The sequence below is a fragment of the Streptomyces sp. NPDC002588 genome, assembly GCF_040295925.1.
In the GTDB taxonomy this organism is placed as follows: domain Bacteria; phylum Actinomycetota; class Actinomycetes; order Streptomycetales; family Streptomycetaceae; genus Streptomyces.
Map to the genome: position 1 here is coordinate 165,808 of NZ_JBEOWF010000010.1, position 25,194 is coordinate 191,001.

Annotated in this window: 27 protein-coding genes and 2 pseudogenes; 13 read left to right on the forward strand and 16 right to left on the reverse strand. The window is 71.4% G+C overall.

Annotation, left to right across the window (positions count from 1 at the left end):
- Positions 1-10 precede the first annotated feature (10 nt).
- The 5 genes from ABT057_RS13945 to ABT057_RS13965 are packed head-to-tail and all read right to left on the reverse strand — an operon-like array spanning position 11 to position 4,004.
- On the reverse strand, positions 11-1,381 hold the full coding sequence (locus ABT057_RS13945) for a sensor histidine kinase (RefSeq protein WP_352343044.1): 1,371 nt from the start codon (positions 1,379-1,381) through the stop codon (positions 11-13).
- Positions 1,378-2,040, reverse strand: a complete 663-nt coding sequence (locus tag ABT057_RS13950) for a response regulator transcription factor (RefSeq protein ID WP_352343045.1) — start codon at positions 2,038-2,040, stop codon at positions 1,378-1,380. Before ABT057_RS13950 ends, ABT057_RS13945 begins: the two co-directional genes overlap by 4 nt.
- Positions 1,994-2,731 (reverse strand): phosphatase PAP2 family protein, encoded by a 738-nt coding sequence (locus ABT057_RS13955; RefSeq protein WP_352343046.1) that lies wholly within the window; start codon positions 2,729-2,731, stop codon positions 1,994-1,996. The genes ABT057_RS13950 and ABT057_RS13955 overlap by 47 nt, the downstream gene beginning before the upstream one ends.
- Positions 2,728-3,336, reverse strand: coding sequence for a phosphatase PAP2 family protein (locus ABT057_RS13960; protein WP_352343047.1), 609 nt, complete (start codon positions 3,334-3,336; stop codon positions 2,728-2,730). Before ABT057_RS13960 ends, ABT057_RS13955 begins: the two co-directional genes overlap by 4 nt.
- Positions 3,333-4,004, reverse strand: coding sequence for a DedA family protein (locus tag ABT057_RS13965; protein WP_352343049.1), 672 nt, complete (start codon positions 4,002-4,004; stop codon positions 3,333-3,335). The genes ABT057_RS13960 and ABT057_RS13965 overlap by 4 nt, the downstream gene beginning before the upstream one ends.
- Positions 4,005-4,126: 122 nt before the next feature.
- Between ABT057_RS13965 and ABT057_RS13970 the strand changes: the two genes are divergently transcribed.
- Together ABT057_RS13970 and ABT057_RS13975 are read left to right on the forward strand one after the other, a co-directional pair.
- Entirely contained in the window at positions 4,127-4,498 is a 372-nt protein-coding gene (locus ABT057_RS13970) for a BlaI/MecI/CopY family transcriptional regulator (RefSeq protein WP_352343050.1), read from the forward strand.
- Positions 4,495-5,424, forward strand: coding sequence for a M48 family metalloprotease (locus ABT057_RS13975; protein ID WP_352343052.1), 930 nt, complete (start codon positions 4,495-4,497; stop codon positions 5,422-5,424). Before ABT057_RS13970 ends, ABT057_RS13975 begins: the two co-directional genes overlap by 4 nt.
- Positions 5,425-5,600: 176 nt before the next feature.
- Here the strand turns inward: ABT057_RS13975 and ABT057_RS13980 are convergent, their stop codons facing one another.
- Positions 5,601-5,984, reverse strand: a complete 384-nt coding sequence (locus tag ABT057_RS13980; RefSeq protein ID WP_352343054.1) for a BlaI/MecI/CopY family transcriptional regulator — start codon at positions 5,982-5,984, stop codon at positions 5,601-5,603.
- A gap of 110 nt (positions 5,985-6,094) precedes the next feature.
- On the opposite strand from ABT057_RS13980, the gene ABT057_RS13985 reads away from it, so the two are divergent.
- The 7 genes from ABT057_RS13985 to ABT057_RS14015 are packed head-to-tail and all read left to right on the forward strand — an operon-like array spanning position 6,095 to position 13,030.
- Positions 6,095-7,618, forward strand: coding sequence for a hypothetical protein (locus tag ABT057_RS13985; protein ID WP_352343055.1), 1,524 nt, complete (start codon positions 6,095-6,097; stop codon positions 7,616-7,618).
- A complete protein-coding gene (locus ABT057_RS13990) occupies positions 7,615-8,412 on the forward strand; it encodes a lysylphosphatidylglycerol synthase domain-containing protein (protein ID WP_352343056.1) in 798 nt (265 codons plus the stop codon). The genes ABT057_RS13985 and ABT057_RS13990 overlap by 4 nt, the downstream gene beginning before the upstream one ends.
- Entirely contained in the window at positions 8,352-9,242 is an 891-nt protein-coding gene (locus ABT057_RS13995) for a M56 family metallopeptidase (protein ID WP_502973892.1), read from the forward strand. The genes ABT057_RS13990 and ABT057_RS13995 overlap by 61 nt, the downstream gene beginning before the upstream one ends.
- A gap of 31 nt (positions 9,243-9,273) precedes the next feature.
- Positions 9,274-10,212: an ABC transporter ATP-binding protein gene (locus ABT057_RS14000; RefSeq protein ID WP_352343057.1), complete on the forward strand. Its 939-nt coding sequence runs from the start codon at positions 9,274-9,276 to the stop codon at positions 10,210-10,212.
- Complete coding sequence (locus ABT057_RS14005; protein WP_352343059.1) at positions 10,209-11,048, forward strand: ABC transporter permease; 840 nt, start codon at positions 10,209-10,211, stop codon at positions 11,046-11,048. Before ABT057_RS14000 ends, ABT057_RS14005 begins: the two co-directional genes overlap by 4 nt.
- A gap of 51 nt (positions 11,049-11,099) precedes the next feature.
- A complete protein-coding gene (locus ABT057_RS14010; protein WP_502973897.1) occupies positions 11,100-12,365 on the forward strand; it encodes a sensor histidine kinase in 1,266 nt (421 codons plus the stop codon).
- Positions 12,362-13,030, forward strand: coding sequence for a response regulator (locus tag ABT057_RS14015; RefSeq protein WP_352343061.1), 669 nt, complete (start codon positions 12,362-12,364; stop codon positions 13,028-13,030). The genes ABT057_RS14010 and ABT057_RS14015 overlap by 4 nt, the downstream gene beginning before the upstream one ends.
- An 83-nt stretch (positions 13,031-13,113) precedes the next feature.
- Here ABT057_RS14015 and ABT057_RS14020 read toward each other — a convergent pair whose 3' ends face one another.
- The gene (locus ABT057_RS14020) at positions 13,114-13,758 is read right to left on the reverse strand and encodes an FtsX-like permease family protein (RefSeq protein ID WP_352343062.1); all 645 of its coding nucleotides are present in this window, start codon (positions 13,756-13,758) and stop codon (positions 13,114-13,116) included.
- Positions 13,759-13,761: 3 nt separating this feature from the next.
- Positions 13,762-14,799, reverse strand: coding sequence for a bile acid:sodium symporter family protein (locus ABT057_RS14025; protein WP_352343063.1), 1,038 nt, complete (start codon positions 14,797-14,799; stop codon positions 13,762-13,764).
- A gap of 92 nt (positions 14,800-14,891) precedes the next feature.
- Between ABT057_RS14025 and ABT057_RS14030 the strand changes: the two genes are divergently transcribed.
- Positions 14,892-15,731 (forward strand): COG4705 family protein, encoded by an 840-nt coding sequence (locus ABT057_RS14030; protein WP_352343064.1) that lies wholly within the window; start codon positions 14,892-14,894, stop codon positions 15,729-15,731.
- Between the two features lie 35 nt (positions 15,732-15,766).
- On the opposite strand, the gene ABT057_RS14035 is transcribed toward ABT057_RS14030, so the two are convergent.
- From ABT057_RS14035 to ABT057_RS14045, 3 genes and pseudogenes are all read right to left on the reverse strand, one after another.
- Positions 15,767-15,904, reverse strand: coding sequence for a hypothetical protein (locus tag ABT057_RS14035; protein WP_352343174.1), 138 nt, complete (start codon positions 15,902-15,904; stop codon positions 15,767-15,769).
- Between the two features lie 92 nt (positions 15,905-15,996).
- A pseudogene (locus tag ABT057_RS14040) lies at positions 15,997-16,205 on the reverse strand (DinB family protein); the annotation flags it as partial.
- Between the two features lie 756 nt (positions 16,206-16,961).
- Entirely contained in the window at positions 16,962-17,732 is a 771-nt protein-coding gene (locus tag ABT057_RS14045) for a transposase (protein WP_352343065.1), read from the reverse strand.
- Positions 17,733-17,905: 173 nt separating this feature from the next.
- Between ABT057_RS14045 and ABT057_RS14050 the strand changes: the two genes are divergently transcribed.
- Positions 17,906-18,244: a hypothetical protein gene (locus ABT057_RS14050; RefSeq protein WP_352343066.1), complete on the forward strand. Its 339-nt coding sequence runs from the start codon at positions 17,906-17,908 to the stop codon at positions 18,242-18,244.
- Positions 18,245-18,274: 30 nt separating this feature from the next.
- On the opposite strand, the gene ABT057_RS14055 is transcribed toward ABT057_RS14050, so the two are convergent.
- From ABT057_RS14055 to ABT057_RS14075, 5 genes are all read right to left on the reverse strand, one after another.
- Positions 18,275-18,625, reverse strand: a complete 351-nt coding sequence (locus tag ABT057_RS14055) for an ArsR/SmtB family transcription factor (RefSeq protein WP_352343067.1) — start codon at positions 18,623-18,625, stop codon at positions 18,275-18,277.
- A 325-nt stretch (positions 18,626-18,950) separates the two neighbouring features.
- Positions 18,951-19,382: an ATP-binding protein gene (locus ABT057_RS14060; RefSeq protein ID WP_352343068.1), complete on the reverse strand. Its 432-nt coding sequence runs from the start codon at positions 19,380-19,382 to the stop codon at positions 18,951-18,953.
- On the reverse strand, positions 19,382-19,822 hold the full coding sequence (locus ABT057_RS14065) for a pyridoxamine 5'-phosphate oxidase family protein (protein WP_352343069.1): 441 nt from the start codon (positions 19,820-19,822) through the stop codon (positions 19,382-19,384). The genes ABT057_RS14060 and ABT057_RS14065 overlap by 1 nt, the downstream gene beginning before the upstream one ends.
- A complete protein-coding gene (locus tag ABT057_RS14070; protein WP_352343071.1) occupies positions 19,819-21,555 on the reverse strand; it encodes a SulP family inorganic anion transporter in 1,737 nt (578 codons plus the stop codon). The genes ABT057_RS14065 and ABT057_RS14070 overlap by 4 nt, the downstream gene beginning before the upstream one ends.
- A complete protein-coding gene (locus ABT057_RS14075; RefSeq protein ID WP_352343072.1) occupies positions 21,552-21,890 on the reverse strand; it encodes an ArsR/SmtB family transcription factor in 339 nt (112 codons plus the stop codon). Before ABT057_RS14075 ends, ABT057_RS14070 begins: the two co-directional genes overlap by 4 nt.
- A gap of 1,265 nt (positions 21,891-23,155) precedes the next feature.
- Between ABT057_RS14075 and ABT057_RS14080 the strand changes: the two genes are divergently transcribed.
- Together ABT057_RS14080 and ABT057_RS14085 are read left to right on the forward strand one after the other, a co-directional pair.
- Entirely contained in the window at positions 23,156-24,643 is a 1,488-nt protein-coding gene (locus tag ABT057_RS14080) for an RICIN domain-containing protein (protein ID WP_352343073.1), read from the forward strand.
- 175 nt (positions 24,644-24,818) lie between these two features.
- Positions 24,819-24,989: pseudogene (locus tag ABT057_RS14085) on the forward strand (IS481 family transposase); the annotation flags it as partial.
- Between the last annotated feature and the right edge of the window lie 205 nt (positions 24,990-25,194).

A 25,194-nucleotide genomic window follows, 5' to 3' on the forward strand; every position in this document is an offset into this window, starting at 1 on the left:
GGGTTCGGCATCAGCCGCCAGGCAGGCTGATCACGAACCGTGCTCCGGGCGTGTGGCCGGGGTCGTACGTCACCTCGCCGCCGACGGAGCGTGCGAGGCGTCGTGCCAGCGGCAGTCCCAGGCCGGCTCCGCGGTGGCCGTCGCGGGGATCGGCACGTTGACCGGGCTCGAAGAGCCGTCCGGAGAACGAGGGCGGTACGCCGGGTCCGTCGTCGATGACGTCGATGCGTACGCCGTCGGGTGTGCGGTACGCGCGGACGGCGACGAGGGAGTGGGCGTAGCGGCAGGCGTTGGTCAGGAGCGGGCTGACGATGCGTTCGAGGAGGGCGGGTGGGACTCCGGCCTCCAGGCGTGGGTCGTCGGTGGTGACCGTCAAGTGGATTGGTGTGTCCAGGAGTTCGGCGACACGGCGCAGCGTCGGCAGGACCTCGGCGGTGCCCGGAGCGGTGAGTGTGCCGCCCCGGGCGTCGTTCAGGAGGGTGTCGCAGATGGTGCGCATGGACTCGGTGGCGTCCGCGATGACCTGGTGGGTGGCGCGGGTCTGGTCGGTGGTGCGGGGGCGGGTCTGCCACCAGTCGAGTTCGGCGATGATCCGGCTCAGGGGCGTACGCAGCTCGTGCGAGAGTTCCCCGGTGAGCTGCCTCTCGTGTCGCAGCAGGGTGCGGATGCGGTCCAGTATGGCGTCCAGCGACATGCCGAGGCGGGCGAGTTCGGCCGGGTGGCGCATGCTGCCGAAGCGTTCCTCGGAGGTGACGGCGCTCCACTGGGTGGCCTGGTCGGTCATCGTGCGCACGGGGCGCAGCGCGCGGCCCACCGCGAGCCGGGTCAGGGCGTAGGTGCAGGCGAGCATCACGGCGTCCAGGGCGAGCGATCCCAGGAGCAGGGTGTCGGCCGAACTCCGGTAGGGGGAGAGGTCGAGCGCCGTGACCACCGTGGCCCTGCTCTTCTCGCCCGACACCGGCTGGGAGCACAGCCGGAGGGGGCCGTGGACGTCGGCGATGACGCACCGCCGCCCGCCGCGCCCGGCGAGTGCGTCGGCGACGCGGGTCAGGGGGCCGGCGTTCGGCGGCTCTTCCAGCAGCCGTCGGCCGGCGTAGATCCACACATTGGTGTCGAGGAGTTCGTCGTGGGAGGTCTCCAGGACGCGTACCGTCGTGCCGCTGGTGTCGATGGTCGTCGCGACGGCTGCGGCGCGGGTGCGCAGTTCGTCGTCCGCCTGGTGCTGGAGGCGGTGGCCGGCTACGGCGTTGAAGGCGACGGTGAGGACCAGCATCAGCAGCGTGGCCGTGGTGAGGGCGACGAGTGAGAGGCGGCCGCGCAGTGTGCGGGGCGCCAGCCGGTGGAGGAAGGCGGGCCGTGGGCGGGGGCGGGTGCCGCTCATGTCAGGTGGTGGCCGATCCCTCGGGCCGTGCCGATGGTCCGGTCGCTGCCCGCCTTGCGCAGCTTGCGGCGCAGCCGGGTCAGGTACTGGTCGAGGGTGTTGTCGTGGACCTGGGCGCCCTCGGGCCAGGCCGCCCGGACCAGCTCGCGGCGGCGCACGATACCGCCGGAAGCCGCCATGAGCGCGGCCAGGAGACGGAACTCGGTCGGTGTGAGGTCGACCCGGGTGCCTCGGACGCTGACCATGTGCCGGACGGCGTCCAGGGTCAGGTCTCCCGCTGTGGAAGCAGGCGGCGGCGCGGCCCGTTTGAGGGCTGCCCGCAGGCGGGCCGCGAGTTCGGCGAGGTGGAACGGCTTGGGCAGGTAGTCGTCGCCTCCGGCCGAGAACCCGGCCAGCCGGTCGGGCAGCCGGTGATGGGCGGTCAGGAAGATGACGGGGGAGTGGAATCCGTTCGCGCGCATCGCCTGGCACACGTCCCGCCCGTCGGCGTCGGGCAGCCCGATGTCGAGCACGGCGGCGGAGACCTCGGCGGTGGCCAGTCGCAGGGCGGTGGCGCCGTTCGGCGCGGGCACGGTGTCGAAGTCCTCGTCGCGCAGCCCGCGCATCAGCACGTCACGCAGGGCGTGATCGTCCTCGACGACCAGGATCGTCCGGCGCATGGTCCTCCCTCCGTTCCTGTGCTGTGTCCGTGTGCGTCGTGGAGGGGGGCAATCGCTCGGGCAGCCACCAGGCCACCGCGCACAGGCACACTCCCAGCCAGCCGAGGGCGAACAGCCAGCCGCCGACGACATCGGTGAACCAGTGCACCCCGAGGTAGACGCGGGTCAGCCCGACCGACGTACCCCAGCCGCTGATGATCAGGACCAGTGGGGTTCTGCCGCGCGGCCCCCGCACGCAGACGGCGATGACGAGCAGGCCCGCGGTGAGGGCCGCCGTGGTGGTGTGACCGGACGGGAACGCCCATCCCGCGGCGTGCGTGTCCCAGTCCGTGTGCGGCGGCCGCGGCCGGGCGACGAGCGCCATCACCGCGTACCGCAGCGTCTGGCCCGCCCCCAGGCAGGCCAGACAGAGCGCGACGGCCAGTGCGCGCTGCCGGAGGGTGCGTCCCGCGATGATTCCGGCCAGTGCGGCCAGCGCGAACGGGACCACGCCCGTCCCCGTGGCGGTCAGTCCACGGGCGAACGCCACCGCCACGTCAGGCCGGTGACGGACGGACCACGAGAGCAGGTCGGCGTCCGCGAACAGCGGTAGGCCGTCGCGGCCCACCACGACCATGGTCAGCACACCGAACGCCGTCCATGCGCCGAGGCCGCAACTGCCGGCCAGTTCGGCGACGTCGCCGCGCTTCACGACGCCATCACCAGCAGCGGACGCACGCGGGTGGCCGTGAGCCGCAGGGCCAACGGCTCCGCACGGCTGCGCAGTGCCGGCATGGTGAGCAGCGCGGCCGAGACGCCCACTACGACACCTGCCAGCACGTCGTGGGGGTAGTGCGCGCCGACCCAGACCCGGGCGACCGCCATCACAGCGGCCGCCACCGCGGCTATCGCGCCGAGCCGGCGGGAGACGAACAGCAGGGCGACGGCCGCCGCGGCGGCGATGGCCGCGTGGTTGCTGGGGAAGGACCAGTCGCCGGGCGCCGGACACTCCTCCAGCATGGCCACCCGCAGGCGCTGGCAGGGCCGGTCCTCGCGCACCAGCAGTTTCAGCGCCGTATCCAGTCCGTAGGCCACGACCACGACGAACGGCACGGCGAGCGCCGTCACCGAAGCGGCGGCGCCCACCCGCCGGCTCCGCCACCAGCCAATCGTCATGAGCACCGCGAACAGGGCGAGCCCGTACGTCGACCAGGCCGACACCGAGTCGTCCAGCCACGCGGGAGCGTGCCGGGCGAGGTTCACCACGTCGATGTAGGCCGAGCCGTCGACCGACGAGCCGTCGAGCGCGAGGATCATCCGCGGGCCTCCTTCGCTTTCGCGGCTCGCCGCGTGCGGTACACCTCGGAGGCGAGCGGAAGCAGCGACAGGGCCACGATCACCGCGACCATCGGCAGCAGATACCGGTCCACGTTCGGCACGGAGGAGCCCAGCGCGTACCCGGCGAGGGTGAGACCCAGGCTCCACACCAGCCCGCCGGTCACCTGCCAGGCGGTGAACGTCCGCACCGGCACCCGCAGGGCGCCCGCCATCGGGTTGAGGACCGTGCGCACCACCGGGACGAAGCGGGCCAGGACGATCGCCTTCGCGTACCCGTAGCGTTCCAGCAGTTCCTCCGCGCGTTTCGCCCCCTCGTGCAGGCGGGCCGAGCGGCTGCGGGCGAGCAGGGCGCGGCCCCCTCTTCGGCCCAGGAGGTATCCGCACTGCGAACCGGCCAGCGCCCCCACCGCCGCAGCGACCAGGAGCGGGGCGAGGGAGAGCTTCAGGCCGCGGTCGGCGGTGCCGGTGCACAGCAGACCGGCCGTGAACAGCAGCGAGTCGCCCGGGAGGAAGAAACCGATCAGCAGCCCGGTCTCGGCGAACAGCACCACACCCACGCCCAGCACACCGAAGGCCGACAACAGAGACCGGGCATCCAGCACATTGACGGCAAGCTGCGACGATAGGTGCATGGCCGTGGTCGTCATCGAGAGCCCTTCATCCTTCTTACCGGCCGTCGGATGCGGCGGAACAGCGGCGCCCGACAACCGACTACAATTCTGTAGACTGTCTACTGAACTGTAGACGATGGTGGAGTGAGGAACGTTCCATGACCGATGCGAGGGACGAGAGGCGGCCGGCCGGCGAGCTCGAAGCCGCCGTCATGGCCGTGCTGTGGACCGCCGGTGCCCCCCTCACGCCGGGACGGGTGCAGACCGGACTCGGCTCCGGCCTGGCCCGCACGACCGTGACGACGATACTGACCCGTCTGTACGAGAAGGGCGTCGTCAGCCGCGAGCGGCAGGGCCGCGGCTACGCCTACTTCCCCGTGCAGGACGCTCCCGGCCTGACCGCCCGGCGCATGCACACCGAACTCGACCGCGACACCGACCGCGAGACCGTCCTCGCCCGTTTCGTCGCCCAGCTCAACCCCGGCGACGAGAAACTCCTGCGCCGGCTCCTGGAGGGTGACGAGCGATGACCGCTCTGCTGCTCGTACCGCTGGTCCTGCCCTTCCTCGCGCCGACGCTGGCCCGCCGGACCCTCGACCGTCTCGTCCCCGCCACCGCGCTGTGGGTCCTCACCGCCTCGGCTCTGGCACTGGCGGGAGCCTGCGTCGCCGCCCTCGGCGCCCTGGTCCTGACCGGACTGCTCAAGCTGCCCGCCTTCGCCGCTCTCGGTGAACTCGTCCACCCCCTGCGCACCCCCTCGGACTACCTCGTCCTCCCCGCTGCTGTGACGGCCACCGGAGTGCTCACCGTCAGTGTCTGGACTCTCGCGCGCTCGGCCTTCCTGCAGGCTCGCGCCTTCCGCAGCGCCCGCGCCCAGGCCGACCGCCGCCCCGCCGCCGGCGACCTCTGCGTCGTCGACTCGCCCCACCCGGACGCGTACGCCCTGCCCGGCCGGCCCCACCGCATCGTCGTCACCACCGCCATGCTGCGCAGCCTGGGACCTGCCGAACGCGAGGCCCTGTTCGCCCACGAGCGCGCCCACAACCGGGCCGGTCACCACTATTTCCTGGCCGCTGCCGAACTCGCCGCCCACTGCCACCCCGCCCTGCGCGGCGCCCGCGACACCATCCGGCTCGCCGCCGAACGGGCCGCCGACGAGGCCGCAGCAACTGCCATCGGCGACCGGCGTCTGATCGCCACGGCGATCGCCCGCGCCGCACTCGCCGGCCACGCCTCCCCGGCCACCCGCCCGGGCTTCGCACCCGCGGCGACGACCGGCCCGGTTCCGCAACGCGTCACCGCCCTCCTGCAGCCCTCCAAGGGGCACTCGCGCGCCACGCACTGGACCGGGTTCCTCCTCGTGGTCTGCACGGTCCTCTCCGTCGCCGCCGGAACAGTCGGCGCCGTCGACTTCCACCACGAGGTCGAGGTCGCCCAGGGAGAAGAGGGGCCATGACCGGTCCGGCGCGGACAGCCGACTGCTTCGGCCCAGACGGCGGACCGCGAGGTGCGCAGCCTGCCCGCCGAGCGATCAGCCCCGGGCGAAGGCCGGCTCCAGCAGCCGCAGCAGGTCACCCGTGGCGTCGGCGGCGCCCAGCAGGGACAGCAGGAACGGGCTGTAGACGTCGACCCTCACCGTTCCGTTCCCCCCAGCAGGTCGCGCAGTGCCCGCTCCTCCTCGGCGCTCAGTCCGGTGACGAACTGCTGGAGCGCCGCGATGGGGTCCGGTCCCCGGTCGAGGGCCTCGTGCATGGCCTCCGCGGTCAGCTCGGCGGCGTTCTTGGCAGGCCGGTAGGCGCCGCGCCGCCCGTCCGCGTCCCGCAGGACGAGCCCCTTGTCGTACAGGCGCTTGAGGATGGTGTGCACGGTGTTGTAGGCGAGCTCGCCGCCGATTTCGGCCTGGACCTCCGCCGGAGTCAGCGCCTCGTCGCTCGCCCACAGGGCGGCGAGCACTTCGCTCTCCAACTCGCCGGCGTTACGCCGTTCGGCTCTGCCCCGCGGGCCCGTGCCAGCCATGCCTGAAACCTTACAGCGTGTAGGTGTTTCGCGGTCCCGGCGTACGGGGCGAGACACTACAGTCTGTAGGGTTGAAGGGCCCTACAGGCTGTAGGGGTGAGGGGTGAGTGATGCGCGACGGCCCGCAGGCCATGGACAGCACGCAGGCCACGTCGACCGGCCGGCGCGGGCCCGGCCCGCAGACAACCGGCCGCTCCGCTCGGCGGTTCCGGGGAGAGATGGCACTCGCGGCCGTGGCCGCCGCCTTCACCCTGGCCCAACTCCTTCTCGTACGGCCGGGGATGGGCCTCGGCTGGGACGAGTCGGTCTACGTCAGCCAGGTCTCCTCCCACGGGCCGGCCGCGTTCTTCAGCGCCCCGCGCGCCCGCGGCGTCCCCCTGCTGGTGGCGCCGGTCGCCGCCTGGTCCTCGTCCACCGCCCTGCTGCGCGACTACCTGGCCGTGCTCTCCGGCCTGGCCCTCTACCTCGCGCTGCGCGCCTGGTGGGGCGTCCTCCCCGTCCGAGTGCTCGCCACGGCGGGCGCCCTGTTCGCCACCCTGTGGGTGACGCTGTACTACGGCCCGCAGGCCATGCCCAACTACTGGGTCGCTGTCAGCGCTCTGGCCGGCACGGGGTGCTTCCTGCGCGCCCAGGCGAACCGCTTCGACCGCACGGCCCTGTGGGGGGTGGGCCTGAGCGCGACCCTGATGGCCTGGATGCGCCCCACGGACGCGGTCTGGGCGACGCTGCCCCTGCTCGTCCTGATGGTGGGGGCACGGCGCTGGCGGCGCCTCGCGCTGCTGACAGCGCTGGTCGGGGGTCTCGCGGTCGGGGCGGCCGAGTGGGTGATCGAGGCGTACGCCTCCTACGGCGGCCTGGGGCGGCGGCTGTCCGACGCGTCCCGTATCGAGGGCGGCCTCGGCTGGCACGTCGCCGTCGCGGACCAGCTGCGCACTCTGGGCGGCCGTACGCTGTGCCGCCCGTGCACCGGTGCCGCGCCCGCTCTCCCGGTGACCCTGTGGTGGTACGCCCTGCCGCTGCTCGCCGTCCTCGCGGCCGTGGCTGCGGTCCGCGTTCGGCGCACCGCGGCCACGCTGGTACCGCTGGCCTGCGCCGCCTCGGCGGCCTTCCCCTACCTCTTCCTCATCGGCTATGCGGCACCTCGCTTCCTGCTGCCCGCCTACGCGCTGCTCGCCGTCCCGCTAGCCGATCTGCTGGTGCGCCTGGTCCGGACGGCGGGACGGATTTCCCGGCCGCTGGCCGTGACAGTGGTGACCGTCGCCCTCGCCGGGCATCTGGCCGTGCAGTTCACGGTGCTGGAGCACACCGTGCGGCGCACCACGGCCGCCCACCGCGAGTGGGCCGCCGTCGCCACCGGCCTGCACCGGCTGGGCGTACGCCCGCCCTGCCTGGTCACCGGAGAGAACTACGTCCCGATCGCCTTCTACGCGGGCTGTCGGTCCGCGGCGACCGGTGGCCACGACGCGAACACCACCGCGGACGGAGTCCTGCGGACTGCCCGCCACTTGCCCACTGCCACCCTCGTGGCGCCCGTCGGCGCCCCGCCCGGCTACGCCCGCTCCTGGACCGCGCACCAGGTGGCCGGCCTGCGCGTGTACATCGCTCCGTCCCCGGTACCGGGAGCGCGGCCGTGAGCGCCACCGGCGTACCTCTGCCCCGTGCCCGCAGCCGGCCCTGGCAGCTCGCGGTTTCCGCTGCCGTGGTGGTGACGGCCGTCTGGGTGCTCGCCGCGCACCGGCACACGGTGGACGCCGGTGCCGACCGGCTCGCCGTCGCCGACCGGAACTGGCTGCTGGCGGCCGGCGGGGCCGCCTTGGCGACCTGGGTGTGCGCGGCGCTCGCCCAACAAGGAGCGGTGGCCGAACGACTGCCCGCCGGGCGGCTGGTGGCGGCACAGTTCGCGGCCTGCGCCGCCAACCACCTGCTGCCCGCGGGGATCGGCGCGAGCGCGGTCAACCTGAGGTTCCTCACCCGCTGCGGGGTGTCCACCTCCCGCTCGGCGACCGCACTCGCGGTCAAGGCCGCGGTCGGGGGGCTGGTCCGCTTCGTGTTGGCCGTCGTACTGCTCCTGGCCTCGCCCCCGACCCAGCGGCTGTCGCCCGTCGTCCCGAGCTCGTGCGTCGTGGCCGGGGTGACCGGCTGCGTCGCCATGGCTGCCACCGCCGTGGCACTGAGCCGGCCGTTGCGCCGCCATATGGGGCCGAGCCGCCCGATGTGGGCCGGCAGCAGATCCAGCAGGTCGAAACGGTCGACGACGAGGCCGTGGGCCGTGAGCCGGCGGGCCAGTTCGGCGGCGGCGCCGTCGTGGCCGGCGCCGATGCTCGCCGAGACGATCGCGATGCGCTCGGCCTGTGCCGCCACTGGTCGGTGGCCGCGCTTCGCACGCAGGACCCGGTCTTCCTGGCCGTCGCGGCCGTCAGCGCCCTGACGCCGGCGGCGGGGCTCGTGTCGCTGGGGGTGGCCGCCGTACGGCAGGGCCGCCGTCTGCTGTGGGCCCGGCGGGAAAGCGGCCAGGTGCCCGGAGATACCGAACTGGCGGTGCTCGACGACGACACGCCGCAGGCGTTCGCGCTGCCCGGTGCACCCGGAAGGATCGTGGTGTCCCGGGGGATGCTGCGCTGTCTCACTGACGCGGAGCGCGAGGCCCTCCTGGCGCACGAGCGAGCGCATCTCCGCGGCCGCCACCACCTCTTCCTGACCGTGTGGCGACTCACGGCAGCCGCCAACCCGCTGTTGCGACCGCCGGCCGAGGCGGGCGGGTTCGTCCTGGAGCGATGGGCCGACGAGGAGGCCGCGGCCCACGTCGGCAGCCGTAGGGTCGTCGCCCGCGCCGTCGGGCGGGCGGCTCTGGCCTCCGTCGGCGCGTCCCGCCCCGCCGCCCTGGCCGCGACCGGCGGCGCCGTGCCCCAGCGCGTGCGCGCCCCGCCTCCCCCGCGCCGCACCCTGCCCTTCGTGGCGGGCGCCCTCCTGCTCACCCTGTGCTGCGCGAGCCTGGCCAACGCCGCGTCGGACAGCGAGAGCCTGGTCGACATTGCGGAGCGGGCCCAGTGCGTCGCGGACGCCGGGGCGACGGACGCGGCGCATCCCACGCAGCGGTCGGACGACTGCTGTCACCACCGTGGGGCCGACGGAGACGGACGGCACCGCAGGTGGTCGCGTAGTACCGCGGTACTACGCGCCCGGCGCGGTTCAGCCTCCCGGTACCACCGGATCGGGGTGATTCGGCTCTTAGCGTTGCCGGTGTGGCGTCGGAGGTGACGGACGCCGGAGCCCGACAGGGAGAACGCGAATGATCGACGCACGGCAGTTGACCAAGAGGTACGGCGAGAAGACGGCCGTCGAGGGGCTGGACTTCGTCGTGAAGCCGGGCACGGTGACCGGCTTCCTGGGGCCCAACGGCGCGGGCAAGTCCACGACCATGCGCATGATCGTGGGCCTCGACGCCCCGACGAGCGGCTCCGTCACCGTGAACGGCCACCACTACGCCCGCCACCAGGCACCGCTGCAGGAGGTCGGCGCCCTGCTGGAGGCGAAGTCGATCCACCCGGGCCGCTCGGCGTACAACCACCTCAGGGCACTCGCGCTGACCCATGGCATTCCGGGCCGCCGGGTCGACGAGGTCATCGACCTCGCCGGACTGGGCAGTGTGGCGAAGAAGCGGGCAGGTGCCTTCTCTCTCGGGATGGGCCAGCGGCTGGGCATCGCGGCGGCGCTGCTGGGCGATCCGCAGACGGTGATGCTGGACGAGCCGGTCAACGGGCTGGACCCGGAGGGTGTCCTCTGGATCCGCAACCTGCTGAAGGCCCTCGCCGACGAGGGACGGACGGTGTTCGTGTCCTCGCACCTGATGAGCGAGATGGCCTTGGTGGCGGACCACCTGATCATCGTGGGGCGCGGGCGGCTGCTGGCCGACACGACCGTGGCGGACCTGATTCGCGAGGCCGGCGGCGACACGGTGAAGGTGGCGACGCAGGACCCGGAGCGGCTGCGGGACGTGCTGGCGGGGCCGGGCGTCGACGTCACCGGCAGGATCGGCTCCGAGGAGCTGCAGGTGACCGGGCTGACCGCCCGCGAGATCGGACTGAGGGCGGCCGAGCACGGGATCACGCTGTTCGAGCTGAGCGCCCGGACCGTGTCACTGGAGGAGGCATTCATGGACCTGACCAGGGATGCCGTGGAGTACCACGGCTCCACGACCGCGACCGAGACCCTCGGGAGGCCCGCATGAGCACCCTCACCGCGACCGCAGAGGAACCCCGGACCGCCCCCGCCCGCCCCGCCTACCGGGTGACCGGCCGGCGCGTACTCTCCTCCGAATGGGCCAAGCTGTGGTCCCTGCGCTCGACGTGGATCACCCTGGGGCTGGGCCTTTTGTTCCTGGTGGCCTTCGGGCTGATCTCCGCGAGCCGCTACAAGTCGGGGATCGACTCCGGCCACATGGACCGGGACTTTGCCGATTCGACGGCCGTGAGCCTGTCCCTCTTCGGTACGAACTTCGCCCAGCTGGCCCTGGGAGTGCTCGGCGTACTGGTCACGGCCGGCGAGTACTCGACCGGCATGATCCGCTCCACGCTCGCCGCGGTTCCCCGCCGGCTACCCGTGCTCTGGTCCAAGGCGGCCGTATTCGGGCTGGTCGCGCTGGCCGTGGGGACACTGGGCGGGTTCGTCGCCTTCCTGATCGGGAGCGGCATCGTCTCGGGCACGCCCGCGGCCATGAGTCTTTCGCACGCGGGCGTCCTGCGGAGCCTGCTGGGCGCGGGGCTCTACCTCGGCCTGGTCGGGGTGATCGGCACCGCCCTGGGCGCGCTGCTGCGGTCGGTGGCCGGCGGGATCTCGGTGCTGGTGGCCGCCCTCATGCTGATCCCGGGACTGATCTCCCTGCTGCCGAGCTCCTGGCAGGACGACATCAGCCCCTACCTGCCGTCCAACGCGGGAGAGGCGATGTTCGCCCTCACGCACGACTCCACGACCCTGTCGCCGGGCGCCGGACTGCTGGTCTTCCTCTGCTGGACGGCGCTGGCGCTGGGCGGCGCGGCGTACCGGCTCGTGCGCAGCGACGTCTGACGCCCGCACCATGGACAGGTGACGTCCGTGACCACCGATGAGATCAGCGGGATGGGGCCGCTGGTCGCCCGTCTGTCCCGGGGCGGCCAGCGGTTGCGGCAGGCCGACCGGGCCCATCCGTGGGTGCTGGACACTGCGGTTGTGGCCCTGGTCTTCCTGATGTTCTGCCTGCCCGACCTGCTCCACGGCAGGGTGGACGACGGGGACGGCGACGGCCCGCGCCGGTTCCGGCTCGTCTTCACCCAGCTGCCCGTCGCGGGAATGTTGGCGCTGCAGACCGGACTGGTACTGCCCCTGCTGTGGCGGCGGCGCAGACCCGCGGTGGCCTTCGCCGCCATCACGGCGGTGTTCGTCCTCCAGTGGTCCCTGGGCGCCGCGCTGCGCGCCGACGTCGCCCTCTTCGTCGCCCTGTACAGCCTGGCCCTGCACGGACGGCTGCGGCAGCTGCCGTGGGCCTGTGCGGCCATGGCGGGTGCCATGGCGCTGGTCGCCGTACGCGTGTCGTCGGCCGTCTCCGTCTGGGACGCGCTGTTCTTCCTGCTGAGCACGGCAACGGCGGCCCTCGCGCTCGGCCTGATGGTCCGCATCCGCCGGGCCCAGCTCGCCGGACTGCGGGAACGGGCAGCCCGGCTGGAGATCGAGCGCGACCAGCGCAGCAGGCTGGCCACGGCCACCGAACGCACCCGGGTCGCCCGCGAGATGCACGACATCGTCGGCCACAACCTGTCCGTCATCATCACGCTCGCCGACGCGGGCGCCTACGCCACCGACATCGCTCCCGAACGGGGCAAGGAGGCCCTGCAGCTCATCGGCGACACAGGCCGACAGGCTCTCGGCGAGCTGCGGCGCGTACTCGGTGTGCTGCGTGAGGCCGCCGGCGGCCGGCCGGGCGGGCCCGAGCTCAGCCCGCAGCCCGGCATCGTGGACATCGGCGCACTGTGCGCCAAGGTGCGCGCCGCCGGACTGGAGGTCGTCTACCGGACCTCCGGCGACGTGGACGCCCTGGACGGCGGGGTGCAGCTGACGGTGTACCGCATCGTCCAGGAAGCCCTCACCAACACCCTGAAGCACGCTGACACCGACACCCGGGTGCGCTTGGCGATCCTCGTCGAGGACAGTCGGCTGACCATCCGGGTCCAGGACAGCGGCCCGGTCACACCGTCCGGACCGCCGGACGAGGAAGGACACGGACTGGTGGGCATGCGGGAACGAGCGGCTCTGTACGGAGGAACCGTCAGCGCGGGGCCGACGGGCGGCGGAGGATGGAGCGTCGAGGCCGTCCTCGACCTCACGCCCCACAGAGGTGGTGCCCGATGACCACCGTGCTCATCGTGGACGACCAGCCCCTGCAACGCTACGGCTTCCACATCCTCCTGGACTCCGTCCCCGAGACCGACGTCGTCGGTGAGGCCGCCCACGGCGCCGAGGCCGTCCGCAAGGCCGCCGAACTGCGCCCGGACGTCGTCCTGATGGACGTCCGGATGCCGGGCATGGACGGCATCGAGGCCACCCGCCGCATCGTCGCCGCCGGCGGCCGCTCGCGCGTCCTCGTGCTCACCACCTTCGACCTGGACGAGTACGTCCACGCCGCCATCCGGGCCGGCGCCAGCGGCTTCCTCCTCAAGGACGCGCGTCCCGAGGAGCTCCTCGCCGGCATCCGGGCGGTCGCCTCCGGCGACGCCGTCATCGCGCCCGCCCTCACCCGCCGCCTCCTGGACGAGTACGCCCGCTACGTCCCCGCCCACCGCGCGCAGTCACCCGAGGACCCGGGACTCGGCTCCCTCACCGACCGCGAGCGCGAGATCCTCGTCGCCGTCGGCAAGGGCTGGACCAACGGTGAGATCGCCGCCCGGCTCGTCCTGTCCGAGTCCACCGTCAAGACCCACGTCGGCCGCGTCCTGGCCAAGATCGGCGCCCGCGACCGCATCCAGGCCGTGATCTTCGCCTACGACCAGGGCCTCGCCCGGCCCAACGCGGACTGAACCGACGAGCGATGGGGGGAAGGCCGGACAACCTCCCTGTCCGTCAGAGTTCCAGCGCACTCGGCCCGCCCGCTCCCGCCTGCTCACAGGTCACGCAGTTCCTCCACGGCGGGCCGGCCGGCGCTTCGGATGCCGTTCAGCGCGGCGGCCAGTACGGCGACGACGGCCACGCCCGCGGTCAGGGCCAGATAGCCGCCCGGCACCGACAGGCTCGCGGGCGGCGGACCGAAGACTCCCGTCAAGACCTTCACGAGCATCTCCGACACGGCCCAGCCGATGAGGGCGCCGCCTGCCAGACCGCCGGCGGTCAGGAGCAGGGCCTCGGTGAGGACCATGCCGCGCAACTGGCCGCTCTTCGCGCCGAGGCCCGTGGCGACGGCGAAGGCACGGCGGCGCCCGGCCAGCCCCACGGCGAGGACGAGCCCTCCCGCCCCGGCCGCCAGCAGCACCACGAAGGCCAGCTCGATCCGGGTGAGCGCAGCCAGGTCGACTGAGGTCAGACCGGTGCCGACCGTGCCGCGCGTCTGCGTGAGGTCGGTGACCGTGGCGCCAGTGCCCAGCTGGTCCCGGAGATGCGCGGCGATCTGCTTCTGGTGATTGCCGCCAGTGTCGAGAAGGAAGGCACCGACCGCATCGCTGCCGGTCGCCTTCGCCACGTAGGCGGCGTTGGCGACGAAGAAGCTGTCCTTCGGCGCGGTCGGCCGGCCCGGCGGGCGGCGGCTGAGCATGGTTCAGGGGCCTGCCGGGGGAGCGGAATCCCGCTGGAGGCGGGTGACGATCCGGTTCGCGGCGGTCTTCTGCAGCAGCCCGTAGGTGAGGACCGGCAGCAGCAGGTGCGGTTTGTCGGGCAGGGACGCGGTGATCAGGACCGCGCTCGCGCTGCTGTTGTTCATGCCGCAGGCGAGCGTCAGCGACGAGGCGGTACCTGCCTTCAGCCTCAGGATGCGGGCGGCGGCCCGCCCGAGGGCGAAGGAGAGCAGGCAGACGAGAGTGGCCACGGCCAGGGCGGCGGCGAACAGCAGCGGGCGGGGCCGGGTGAGGACGGAGCCGAGGGCGCCGCTGGCGTTGACATAGGTCAGGAACAGCGAGCCGGTCAGGGCCAGGGGCGTCACCGTCACTTGGAGACGGCGCAGCCACCGCGCTGGCAGGGCGAGCGTGCCCAGGAGGCCCGCCGCGCAGGGCAGGACCACGGTGGCCAGGCCGAACCCCCCGTGGGCCAGCCTGCCGGTGTCGACGAGTACCTGCCCATAGCCGCCACTCAGCAGCGGCGCCAAGGTCTCCAGCAGCAAGGGGGTGCTGAGCGGGCTGAGGAGGGTGGAGGCCAGGACGAGGCCCACCATCGTCGGCTGGTCGCCGTCGCCCTTGCCGGTCCATACGGTGGCCCCGGCGGCGACGGGCATCGCCACGACGAGGATCATCGAGGTGAGCAGTCCGCTGCCGCCGTCGGTGTCGGGGGTGCGCCGCAGCAGGAAGGCGACGAACGGCACGACCGCCAGCGGGATGGCGAGGTGCAGCACGAGTCCGGCGAGCAGCGCCTTCGGGTGCTTCAGAAGGCGGCCCAGCGCGCGGACGGGCACCTGGAGCCCGGCGGAGAACAGCACCAGGGACAGCAGGAGCGGTGCGGTGTGCAGCGTCAGGTGTGTCAGCGGAAAGTGATGGGGGCGGCGCAGCCACAGACCCGGTCCGGGCAGGAACACGGAGAGTACGTAGGCGAGAACCACGGCACGGCCGAGCCGGTGCCGCAGCCAGGACACGGCGTGGGTGTGCATGCGCTCATCGTGATCAGGCCGGACCCGGTGGGTCGGGAAAGCCGCGCGGCAGTCAGGATGCGTTCAGGTAACCGCTGGCACCGTCTGGGCCCATGACCTATGAACTCTCCGAGACTCCTGAGGCCGAACCGGGCACGAGTGTCTCTGCTCGTCCCTCCCACCGTCTGCGCTGGAACAAGGTCCCCGAGGTCACCGCCTATTTCTGGATCATCAAAGTCCTGTGCACGACCGTCGGCGAGACCGCGGCCGACCTCCTCAACGAGAAGGCCGGCCTGGGCCTGACCGGCGTGTCCGTGCTCATGAGCGTGCTGCTCGCGGTCGTCCTGGCCGTACAGTTCCGTACGACCGCCTACCGCGCAGGCGTGTACTGGCTCGCCGTCGCTCTGATCAGCGTCGTCGGCACCCTGATCAGCGACAACCTCACCGACAACATGGGCGTACCGCTGGAGACGAGCACCACGGTCTTCGCGCTCCTCCTGGCGGTCGTGTTCGTGGTCTGGTGCCGGCGTGAGCGGACCCTGTCGATCCACAGCATCGACTCCACGAGCCGTGAGTCGTTCTACTGGTTGGCCGTGCTGTTCACCTTCGCCCTCGGCACGGCGGCCGGCGACCTGGTCTCCGAGCGTATGGACCTCGGCTATTGGCTCTCGGCGGTCCTGTTCGCCCTGGCCATCGCCGCCGTCGCTGTCGCGTACTTCACGCTGGGGCTGAACGCGGTGTGGAGCTTCTGGATCGCCTACATCCTCACCCGTCCGCTCGGAGCCTCTATCGGCGACTACCTCTCCCAGCCGACCGGCGACGGCGGCCTCGGCCTGGGCACCGTCGTGACCAGCGCGCTGTTCCTCGCGGTCATCCTGGGCCTGGTCGTCCATCTTGCGGTGACGCGCAAAGACGTCGCGCAGCCGCCGGGTGGGGCGCGGCAGGGGATCTGAGCAGGTAGTTGATCTCGCTGCCGCCCGGCGCCGGTTCAGGCGGCCGCCGCGAGGGGCTGGGCGGCGGTGACGGCGGCGTCGTAGCGGCGCAGCAGGAGGGTCGCGGTGGCGGCGAGGCCGGTGACGGGCTGGGAGCCGATCACCCGCACCTCGGCCGGAGGCTGCCGGGACATACAGTGCAAGGAGCCTGCCTTCCCGCCCTCGCTGAGTGAGTCCCTGGCTCCGCTGTCCCCCTCGCTGCACCCGAGTTGTCCCCCCGCCGTCGAAACCGCTCGGGACCCACCGCGGGCGGATTCTCCAAGTCGGCGTCCGAGAGCGCACGGACCCACGCGTTCCATCTCCCGTACCTCTCATCTAGCTGTTTCAGCGCTCGTCAGCGGTCACCGCGTAGGCGGATGTCTCGGAGTCGACGTCCTGGCCGCCGAAGTACCACCCGACCCCATAGCCCAGGCACGAGACGATGATGTGGGTCATCCAGGAGACGGGTGGTAGGCGGGTGGCGTGGCCGGCTGCCGCGGATCGTCGAGCTGCTGGAGTCGGGCTCCGGTGGCGGCGAGGGGGTGACGGCGAAGCAGATCGCGTGCGGGCTGGAGCTGGTGCCGGCGAAGATCGATCGAGTGAGTACGGTCCAGGGCGAGGCGCCTGGCCGAACGGGGACGGCTGGCTGTGTCGCCGTCCGGGCGGTTCACGCTGCGACAGCCCACCGTGACCGTTCCTGCCGCCGCCGGGAAGCCGGGCGGGCGAGGCGACGACTCTTGAGCATGGTCTGCGAGAAGTGAACGCCTCGCTGGAAGCGGGCAGCGTCTCGAAGTCCCGCACCAGACGGCGCGAACGCATCAGCCACCCCAGTGTGCGCTCCACTACCCATGGCTCGGCAGCACCACGAACCCCTTCATGTCGTCGCTGCGCTTGACGATCTCAAGAGTGAGCTGGAGTTTCTCCTTCGCCCAAGTGACCAGGCGGCAGGCGGCCGGTGTAGCCGCCGTCGGCCCACACCAGCGTGATCGTGCGAACCGCGTCCGCAGACGGGGCAGCATGACGCGGGCGGCCTGGCGTCGGTGACGTCGGCGGCACACACCAGCACCATCAGCAGCAGGCCCAGGCAGTCCGTGATGACGTGCCGGCGCCTGCCGTTGATCTTCTTGCCGCCGTCGTACTGCCCGCCCCAGTCCTCTGAGCGCTGTCCCGTAGTTGATCACGGTAGTGCTTGCTGGCCTGCCTGCTCTCGGTTCAGCCGGCGAGGGCGAGGTTGTGGAGGCGGGCAATCCCGAGCATGGCGTGGTGGACACCGTCGCCTTTCAAGCGGCAGTCGCGGAGGATCTTCCAGCTCTTCATCCGGGCGAAGGCGTGCTCGACGCGCGCCCTGACCTTACGGTGCGAGGCGTTGTGTTCTTCTTTCCAGCTCGGGAGATCGGCCTGGCCAGGGTCGCGGCGGTGAGGGATGATCAAGCCAGTGCCCCGGTAGCCGCCGTCAGCGATCACGGCAGTCCGGCCGATAGCCTCCTTCGCTCCGGACAGCTCCCATGCCTTGCAGTCGTTGCGGTTCCCCGGGACCGGCCGGCCGACTGCGACGACCAGACGGGTGTCGGCGTCGATGACGACCTGGTGGTTGGTGGAGTACCTGTAGTTCTTCGACTGCTCGGCGATCGTGTGGTCACGGGTGGGGACCAGGGTGCCGTCGACGATCAGCACGGTGTCCTTTCGGAACCTCTTGCGAGGCTGCAGGGCGAGTGATGGCCCGAGGTGCGCGATCATCCGGTCCGCGGCGGACTTGGGCACCCCGAACAGCGGGGCGAGCTGCCGCAGGGTGAGGTTCGTCCGCCAGTACGCGGCCACCAGCAAGACCGTGTGCTCCAGCGGCAGCCCCCAAGGGCGACCTCTGCGCACCGTGTTGGTTCCCTCCCGCCGCAACGCGGTTACGAGCTCCGCGAACTGTCGCAGGCTCAGGCCGGTGAACGGGGCTATCCAGGAGGCTTCCGACACCGTGATCACACCAGCCACGGCGAGATCGTCTCACCTTGATCATGCTCCAGGACCCGCAGTCCCTGGCGGCACATATCTCGCTCGCCCGGCCGGATTCGGCGTGAGAGCCTCACGCCCGTGGCTACGGAAACCGAGGTGGGGGAGCTGTTGCACCAGCGCGGCCGGCGGACGGCATTCACGGTCGCTGAAGGGTGAACGCGTGGGCCGCCCTGGTGAGCGTCATCGAGCGCGGCTACGGCGACGACATCTACGAGTACACCAACGACCTCTACTGCCGAAACTGGCTGCACGAGGCGTGGCTCCTGCTGGACGAACACATCGTCCAGCTCTGGAGCCCGAAGATCAAAGCTCTGGACGACCGGTACAAGGCCGCGACCGTCGACGACGACGGCCAAACACTCGACCAGTTCCACAGACTGCCCGGCCCGGAGCTGTGGTGGTGGCGGCGACACCCCCGCATCCTCACCGGAGACCTCGGGCGTTCGCTTCGCTCGGCCGGTGCCATCGGCACCGACCCTGACACAGCATGACCCTCAGCCTCATGGGTTACGGGACAGCTCTTAGGACGGCGGCTTGCCCCGCACCTGGGCGGCCTGGAGGTCGGCGAGGAGTTCGGCCTGGCCGGTCAGCACACCGGAGAGAATGGTGCGGGCGACCCGCAGGAGCTCGGCGACGTGCGGGCTCGTCAGCGAGTAGTACACCGTGGAGCCTTCCCTGCGCGTCACGACCAGGTTCGCCCGCCGCAGCACCGCGAGTTGCTGGGAGAGGTGAGCGGGCTCGATGCTCACTTCGGGCAGCATCTCCGCGACTGCGTGCTCTCGTATGCTCAACAGCTCCAGGACCCGGATGCGTGCCGGATGCCCGAGCGTCTTGAAGAACTCGGCCTTCAGTTGGTACAGCGGCGTAGTCACCGGGCCGTCTCCTCCCCGCAGCAGCACGGCACCGTCGACCGGACCTCGGCGCATCGCATCCGCCCACTCGTCACAGACATGCGGCCCATCCTCACCCACGCAACCGACTACACCGAATCCGCGCCGAGCCACCAGGCCTACCGGTTCGAGTGGGGGCCCCTCGGGTGCGGCCCGCCCTGAGAAGGGCATCCGTGTCCTCGGTGTCCGGGCCCGGACAGCCGCTGGTGGAGAGGACGTCAAAGCCTTCTTCCACTGAGTGACGCCACTCGATGATCATGACGGTGCACTTCCTTGCACGGGTCGCAGGTCGGAATCTCACCGCCGGTCACAGCGGGAGGGTGATCCAGATGCTCTTGCCTCGGCCGTCGGCGTCGCCTCGGACGACCGCGGTGCCGCCCAGGCCGAGGGTGAGTTCCATGACGATGGCAAGACCGCGGGTCCCGGTGCCGGGACCGCCGATCGCCCCGTAGAGCAGCGGCTGGTAGGGGTGGCGGTCGTGGACGGCGAGGGCCAGGCAGTCCTCCCCGGCCGCGTAGATGACGGTCATCTGCGGGGAGAGCACCGCGGCATGCCGGACGCTGTTGGTGACCAGCTCGCTCAGAATCAGCAGAGCGGGGCCGATGGCCGGGTGGCGCGGGTTTATGCCCCATTCGGTCAGGGACCGCTCGGCGGTCTCCCGGGCTGTTCGGACCGCGGACGGCGTCGTCGGCAGGGTCAGCACGCGCCGGTGGGGCAGGGCTTCGAGCCTGGGGCTCATCACGTCTCCGCACGGGCGAGGCGGAATCCGCTCACCGTCCTGGGGTGGAGGCGCAGCAAGGTGTCGTGGGGCCCGTGGGTCCAGCCTGTGAGCTTGCGCTGGACGGGGACACCTCCCGTGCCCTTGAGGCAGGGGAGGAGCGTGGCCTCGTCGGGATCGGGGATCACGTGGACGGGACCGGCGACGGTGACCGTCCGGCCGATGCCGGTCTCCGTGCCCGGTTCTTCCTCGTGGTAGGTCGCCGTCTCCGGCACGGCGGCGGTCGGCGCGGGCGTACGTACGATCAGCCGCCCGTACTCCCACGGGTGCCGACCGGGCCCGATGAGGGTCCGGTCCCGCTGCGTGTGCACCGGCCGCCCCAGCGTGCTGCCCTCCGGCAGCCACAGGGCCTCGGCACCGGAGACTTCGGCCATGGGCAGGGATGCGGGCGCAGTGCTCATCCGACGGTTTCCTCTGTGTGCTCGCTGACGGGCCGGGACTTGTGGGCGGTCAGGGACGGCATCAGTCCGGCGCACTCCAGACGGGTGCGCGCAGCCTGGATCGCCTCCGGGGTGGTGGCGTACTCACGTCCCTCCGGACACAGCAGCTCCAGGGCCCCGACGGACTCCAGTACCTGGTGCTGGCCGGGGCGTATGCCGGAGGTCATCACCACGATGCCGCGCCGGTTCAGCTTCTCCACCACGTCTTTGAGGACGAGGGCACCGGTGGCGTCGACGGTCGTCACCCGGGACATGCGCAGGATGAGCACGCGTACGTCGGCGACCTCGGCCAACTCCAGCAGGAAGCGGTGCGCGGCGGCGAAGAACAGCGGCCCGTCGATCCGGTACGCCACGATGTGCTCGGCCAGCAGTGCGTGCTCCTCGGCGCTGTGGTCGCCGCGGTCGAGGGGGACCTCTTCGAGGCGGGCCTGCCTGGCGACCGCACGCAGGGCGAGGGCTGCCGCGACGACGAGGCCGATGATCACGGCGTACACGAGGTCGAGGGCGAGCGTGGCGGCGGAGGTGAGCACGAGGATCAGCGCGTCAGAGCGGGTGGCCTTCGCCATCGCCCTCAGCGAGCCCACCTCGACCATACGGATCGCGGTGGCCAGCAGCACACCCGCCAGCGCGGCCAGCGGGATCCTGGAGACGAGGGGGGCCGCCGCGAAGACGATCACGGCGAGGACCGCGGCGTGAACCAGGGAGGCGAGCCGGGAGCTCGCGCCGGTGCGGACGTTGACCGCGGTGCGGGCGATCGCACCGGTGGCCGGGACACCGCCGAACAGCGGGGCGGCGATATTGGCCAGGCCCTGCCCGAACAGCTCACGGTCGGGGTCGTGCTTCTGGCCGACCGTCATGCCGTCGGCGACCGAGGCCGACAGCAGGGATTCCAGGGCGGCCAGCGCCGCGACGGCGAGCGCCGGGGCGAGCAGTGAGCCGAGTGCCCCCGGGTCCAGGAAGGCGAGCGAGGGAGCCGGCAGACCGGACGGCAGGTCACCGATCGGCTTCGCCGCGTCCAGGCCGAAGAGCTGGGCCACGACCGTGGCCGCGATCACGGCGAGAAGGGAGAAGGGGATCATGGGCCGCAGGCGGGCCCCGGTCAGCATGACGGTGGCGACGGCCAGGGCGAAGGCCACAGCGGTCCAGTTCGGGTTCTTCGCGAACTCCTCCAGCGCGTGCCAGGTCACCACGAGGACGCGGTCGCCCTCGGGCTTGGGCACGCCGAGGGCGTTCGGAATCTGCTGCAGGCCGATGACGCAGGCGATGCCAAGAGTGAAGCCCTCGACGACGGGTGCGGGCACGTACTGCATGTACTTGCCGGCCCGCAGCACCGCCAGCGCTACAAGCATCAGGCCCGCCATCAGTCCCACGGTCAGCACCCCGCCGGGCCCGTGCTCGGCGACGATCGGCACCAGTACCACCGTCATCGCTCCGGTCGGCCCGGACACCTGCAGATTCGACCCGCCGAAGGCCGCCGCGAGCGCACCGGCGACCACCGCGGTCGCCAGTCCCGCCTCGGCGCCGAGCCCTGAGGAGACGCCGAAACCGAGTGCGAGCGGCAGCGCGACGACCGCCACCGTGAGACCGGCCAGCAGGTCCCGGCGCGGATCCCGGCGTATCTCCGCCAGATCGGTACGGCCGGGCAGTAGTTCGGTGAGCCGGGCCCGGATCCGGCCGAGGGAGGTGCCCCTCATGCGCCGACCTCGGCTTCTCGCAGCTCGGCCAGCAGCTCGTTCCGCCCGGTGAGCATCTCGGTCAGGATCCGGCGGGCGGCCTGCATCAGGTCGGCGACGTCCCCGCTCGCGAGGGCATAGACCACGGTCGAGCCGTCCCGCCGGGAGGTGACGATGCCCGCGCGACGCAGCACCGCCAGCTGCTGCGACAGACCGGAGGGCTCCACCTCGATCTCCGCGAGCAGATCACGTACCGGCATGGGCCCGCCCTGCAAGAGCTCCAGCACCCGTATCCGTACCGGATGCCCCAGCAACCGGAAGAACTCGGCCTTGGCCTGGTACAGCGGAACGGACACGGCCCCTCGACTTCCCCGACGGCGCCCCACACGGGGCAGGTGCAGAAGGCTGCGCCCGCCCCGCGTGGGGTCCAACCTGCGGACACAGCCAGCACAGCATCTAATGAATTGCAAAATTTTGCAATTAAGCATCTGGTTGATGACCGGGCGCTTGCCTCACAGGCCGGCCACTGGGTCGAACGGCGGCGGATGCGGGCTGACCGCCGTCGCCGCCGTGACCGGTGCGGCGGCCCTGGGTGACTCTGCACCCACCTGTTCCCGGGGAGTTCGGCCTCCCCTCGCCGTCCGGCCAGCCCGCACGGAACCCCGTGGCGTCCTCCTCCGCCGACCCGAAAGACGGCGACGACGAGGACCATGGCGATTCGGTCCGTCACGAGAACGACGACGGTGACGACGGGGGCGTCATGACCCCGCGCTCCCGCACCTGAAGTGGCGGTTGACGAGGTCCGGGGCCTTCCCCGCGGCCGGGTTCGCGTCTGCTTCCTCCTGATCCACAGGGGCGGACACCAGTCGGACGGACACCCCGCAGGAAGTGGCCCCCGTTCCGACGGCTGTTCACCTGCAATGGGTGCTCAGCTCGACTTCAGGACCACGGCCCGGCCCCCGCGGCGGCCATCGCCACGCGCAGTGTGGCCGCCGAGGTGAAGATTTGCGTGCTCACGACAACGGGTGTGCGGCAGGGGCTGAAGTGGTGTCGGCGTGCCAGTGCTGATAGTTCGTCGGCACGGCGTCGGTGCCGAGGGTGGTGCCGTCGCCCGGACGCAGCCCCCATGGCCGAGGCGTCGGCCACCGTCGCGCCGTCGCGTTCGGCCGACCACGTCAGCGCACCGCCGGTCAGTGACATCGTGATGATGGTGGTGCCGTCGGGCGAGGTGGCGGTGGCCGAGGCGTCGGCGCCCTCGGCCGCGCCGCACGGCGCGGCCGCCGCGGTGACGGCGGCGGCGCGCCTCCGGGTATCCCGCGGCGGGAGGATTCCCGGTGTACTGGGACGGTCACGGCGACCCTCCTCGCGGCAGCACATCGATTCAAACAAACCCGACCAGCAAGTGACAGATTTCGACTGCGCCGAAGTTCTAGCGTCTCATCGACCGAAAGGTCAACCCCCGATACACACAGGACGGATGGCCGAAATATCGGACAGAGCGGATGTGGGTCAAGAACGAACAAAATCGATCGCGCTTCTTGACGCCGCGAGTGAGCCCCCCTCTTATTGATCTCTGCCAGGCGGCAGGGACCCGCCTGCTCCGGATCGGAGAGGGAAGAGCATGCCCAAGGGGGTACCTCGTCGGCCGGCCGGTCGATGGCACAGAGCCGTCAGCGCCTTTCTGGCGCTGCTCGGGGGCGTCGCGGCCCTCCTGCTTCCGGCGACCGAGGCACACGCCGCCACAGTGTCGTTCACCACGGGCGCCGCACGCACCGACCAGGACGGCAACACCCTCCAGCTGCACGGCCTCGGCATCATCAAGGTGGGAGACACCTGGTACGGCTTCGGCGAGGACAAGACCGGCGAGACCTCGTCGGACACGTCCTTCCAGGACATCACCTGCTACACCTCGGCCAATCTCGCCGACTGGAGCTACCAGGGCCAGGCCCTGAGCCGGCAGAGCAGCGGCGACCTGGGGCCAAGCCGCGTCGTGGAGCGGCCCAAGGTCATCTACAACAAGTCGACCAGCACGTACGTGATGTACATGCACATCGACAGCACGAACTACTCGGAGGCCAAGGTCGGCGTGGCGACCAGCAGCACTCCGTGCGGGCCCTACACCTACCGGGGAAGCTTCCGGCCACTGGGCAACCTCAGCCGTGACCTCGGTCTGTTCCAGGACACCGACGGCACCGCCTATCTGCTGAGCGAGGACCGCAACAACGGCCTGCGCATCGACAAACTGTCCGCCGACTACCTGTCCGTGGACAGCGCGGTGACGATACTCGGCGGCAGCGGCAGCAGCAGCGTCGAGGCACCCGCCATGATCAAGAAGGACGGCACCTACTACGTGTTCGGCTCCCACCTGACGGGCTGGAGCCTGAACGACAACATCTACGCCACCGCCACCTCCCTGAGCGGCCCGTGGTCGTCCTTCCGGAACTTCGCCGCCCCCGGCACCCACACCTACGGCAGCCAGACGGCGAACGTCATCACCGTCCAGGGCGCCTCCGGCACCACCTACATCTACGCCGGCGACCGCTGGAACACCTCCGACCTCGGCTCGTCGAAACTGATCTGGCTGCCGCTGACCATCAGGGGCACGACGGTGAACGTCGGCCAGTACCCCACCTGGTCCCTTGACACGTCCGCGGGCACCTGGACGCCGAACAGCGGAATCCCCACGGCCGGGACCCACACCCTCAAGAACGTCGGCAGCACGATGCTGATGGACGTCTCCGGGTCCTCCACCTCGACCGGCGCCAAGATCATCCAGTGGCCGTCCACCGGCGGCACCAATCAGCAGTGGACCCTCACGAAGGTGACGGACAACGTCTACACGCTCAAGAGCGTGAAGAGTGGCCTGTGCCTGGATGTGCCGAGCCAGTCGACCGACACCGGCGTGCAGTTGGAGCAGTGGACCTGCAACGGCGGGACCAACCAGCAGTGGTTCCTGGATCTGGTCGGCAGCTACACCGGCAGCACATACTTGCTCGCCGGGGTGGGCAGTGACCTGGACATCGGCGTCGCCGGGTCGAGCACCCAGGGCGCGGCGGTGGACCAGGAGACGGGCACCGGCGCGACCAGCCAGCAGTGGAGCCTCTCCTGACCTGTGCTGCAGGGCCGGTAGCGCGGGAGGGCACAGGCCCCCCGGCCCTCCCGCGCTCCGGGCCCGCGCCGCTCGATCAGCGGGGCGGTCATTGCTCGGGGGTCGGCGTCCAGCCCGATGCGTCGCAGGATCCACTTGAAGGCGGTTCACCAGCTCCGGGGCCGAGGCATCCGCCACCACCTGCGAGGCAGAATGGGCCTACCTGCGGCCCTACACCAGCAACACCGAACGCACCGCAGCCCTGGCAGACTTCCTGCACGCCTACAGCCACCGCCGCTGCCACACCGCACTCGGCGGCCGGCCACCGATCAGCCGTGTCAACAACGCTGCGGGTCAATACAACTAGGGCCTGTCCGATAGGTCATGTGACTGGGCGGGTTGATGCCTTAGTACTGCAACGGTGCTTGTTCTGAGTGCTGGGCAGGTTTCAGGGGCTGTGTCCGCGTCGTTTGTAGTGACTCAGGCGGGCTTGATATTGGCGTCGCCGACGCCACGTTGACCATCGCAGAATGTGCTCGACCGGTGCTGGCCGGCGGTCGGTGAGGCGGTGG

Excerpts from the sequence above, each read along its gene's own strand:
- ABT057_RS13950 (WP_352343045.1), bottom strand. The coding sequence starts at position 2,040 with ATGCGCCGGACGATCCTGGTCGTCGAGGACGATCACGCCCTGCGTGAC.
- ABT057_RS14030 (WP_352343064.1), top strand. The coding sequence starts at position 14,892 with ATGACCTATGAACTCTCCGAGACTCCTGAGGCCGAACCGGGCACGAGT.
- ABT057_RS14025 (WP_352343063.1), bottom strand. The coding sequence starts at position 14,799 with ATGCACACCCACGCCGTGTCCTGGCTGCGGCACCGGCTCGGCCGTGCC.
- ABT057_RS13975 (WP_352343052.1), top strand. The coding sequence starts at position 4,495 with ATGACCGCTCTGCTGCTCGTACCGCTGGTCCTGCCCTTCCTCGCGCCG.
- ABT057_RS13965 (WP_352343049.1), bottom strand. The coding sequence starts at position 4,004 with ATGACGACCACGGCCATGCACCTATCGTCGCAGCTTGCCGTCAATGTG.
- ABT057_RS14020 (WP_352343062.1), bottom strand. The coding sequence starts at position 13,758 with ATGCTCAGCCGCCGCCCGCCGGGCCGGCCGACCGCGCCGAAGGACAGC.
- ABT057_RS13960 (WP_352343047.1), bottom strand. The coding sequence starts at position 3,336 with ATGATCCTCGCGCTCGACGGCTCGTCGGTCGACGGCTCGGCCTACATC.
- ABT057_RS14060 (WP_352343068.1), bottom strand. The coding sequence starts at position 19,382 with ATGAGCCCCAGGCTCGAAGCCCTGCCCCACCGGCGCGTGCTGACCCTG.
- ABT057_RS14035 (WP_352343174.1), bottom strand. The coding sequence starts at position 15,904 with ATGTCCCGGCAGCCTCCGGCCGAGGTGCGGGTGATCGGCTCCCAGCCC.
- ABT057_RS13985 (WP_352343055.1), top strand. The coding sequence starts at position 6,095 with ATGCGCGACGGCCCGCAGGCCATGGACAGCACGCAGGCCACGTCGACC.
- ABT057_RS13945 (WP_352343044.1), bottom strand. The coding sequence starts at position 1,381 with ATGAGCGGCACCCGCCCCCGCCCACGGCCCGCCTTCCTCCACCGGCTG.
- ABT057_RS14070 (WP_352343071.1), bottom strand. The coding sequence starts at position 21,555 with ATGAGGGGCACCTCCCTCGGCCGGATCCGGGCCCGGCTCACCGAACTA.
- ABT057_RS13970 (WP_352343050.1), top strand. The coding sequence starts at position 4,127 with ATGACCGATGCGAGGGACGAGAGGCGGCCGGCCGGCGAGCTCGAAGCC.
- ABT057_RS14005 (WP_352343059.1), top strand. The coding sequence starts at position 10,209 with ATGAGCACCCTCACCGCGACCGCAGAGGAACCCCGGACCGCCCCCGCC.
- ABT057_RS14065 (WP_352343069.1), bottom strand. The coding sequence starts at position 19,822 with ATGAGCACTGCGCCCGCATCCCTGCCCATGGCCGAAGTCTCCGGTGCC.
- ABT057_RS14010 (WP_502973897.1), top strand. The coding sequence starts at position 11,100 with ATGGGGCCGCTGGTCGCCCGTCTGTCCCGGGGCGGCCAGCGGTTGCGG.
- ABT057_RS14080 (WP_352343073.1), top strand. The coding sequence starts at position 23,156 with ATGCCCAAGGGGGTACCTCGTCGGCCGGCCGGTCGATGGCACAGAGCC.
- ABT057_RS14000 (WP_352343057.1), top strand. The coding sequence starts at position 9,274 with ATGATCGACGCACGGCAGTTGACCAAGAGGTACGGCGAGAAGACGGCC.
- ABT057_RS13980 (WP_352343054.1), bottom strand. The coding sequence starts at position 5,984 with ATGGCTGGCACGGGCCCGCGGGGCAGAGCCGAACGGCGTAACGCCGGC.
- ABT057_RS14015 (WP_352343061.1), top strand. The coding sequence starts at position 12,362 with ATGACCACCGTGCTCATCGTGGACGACCAGCCCCTGCAACGCTACGGC.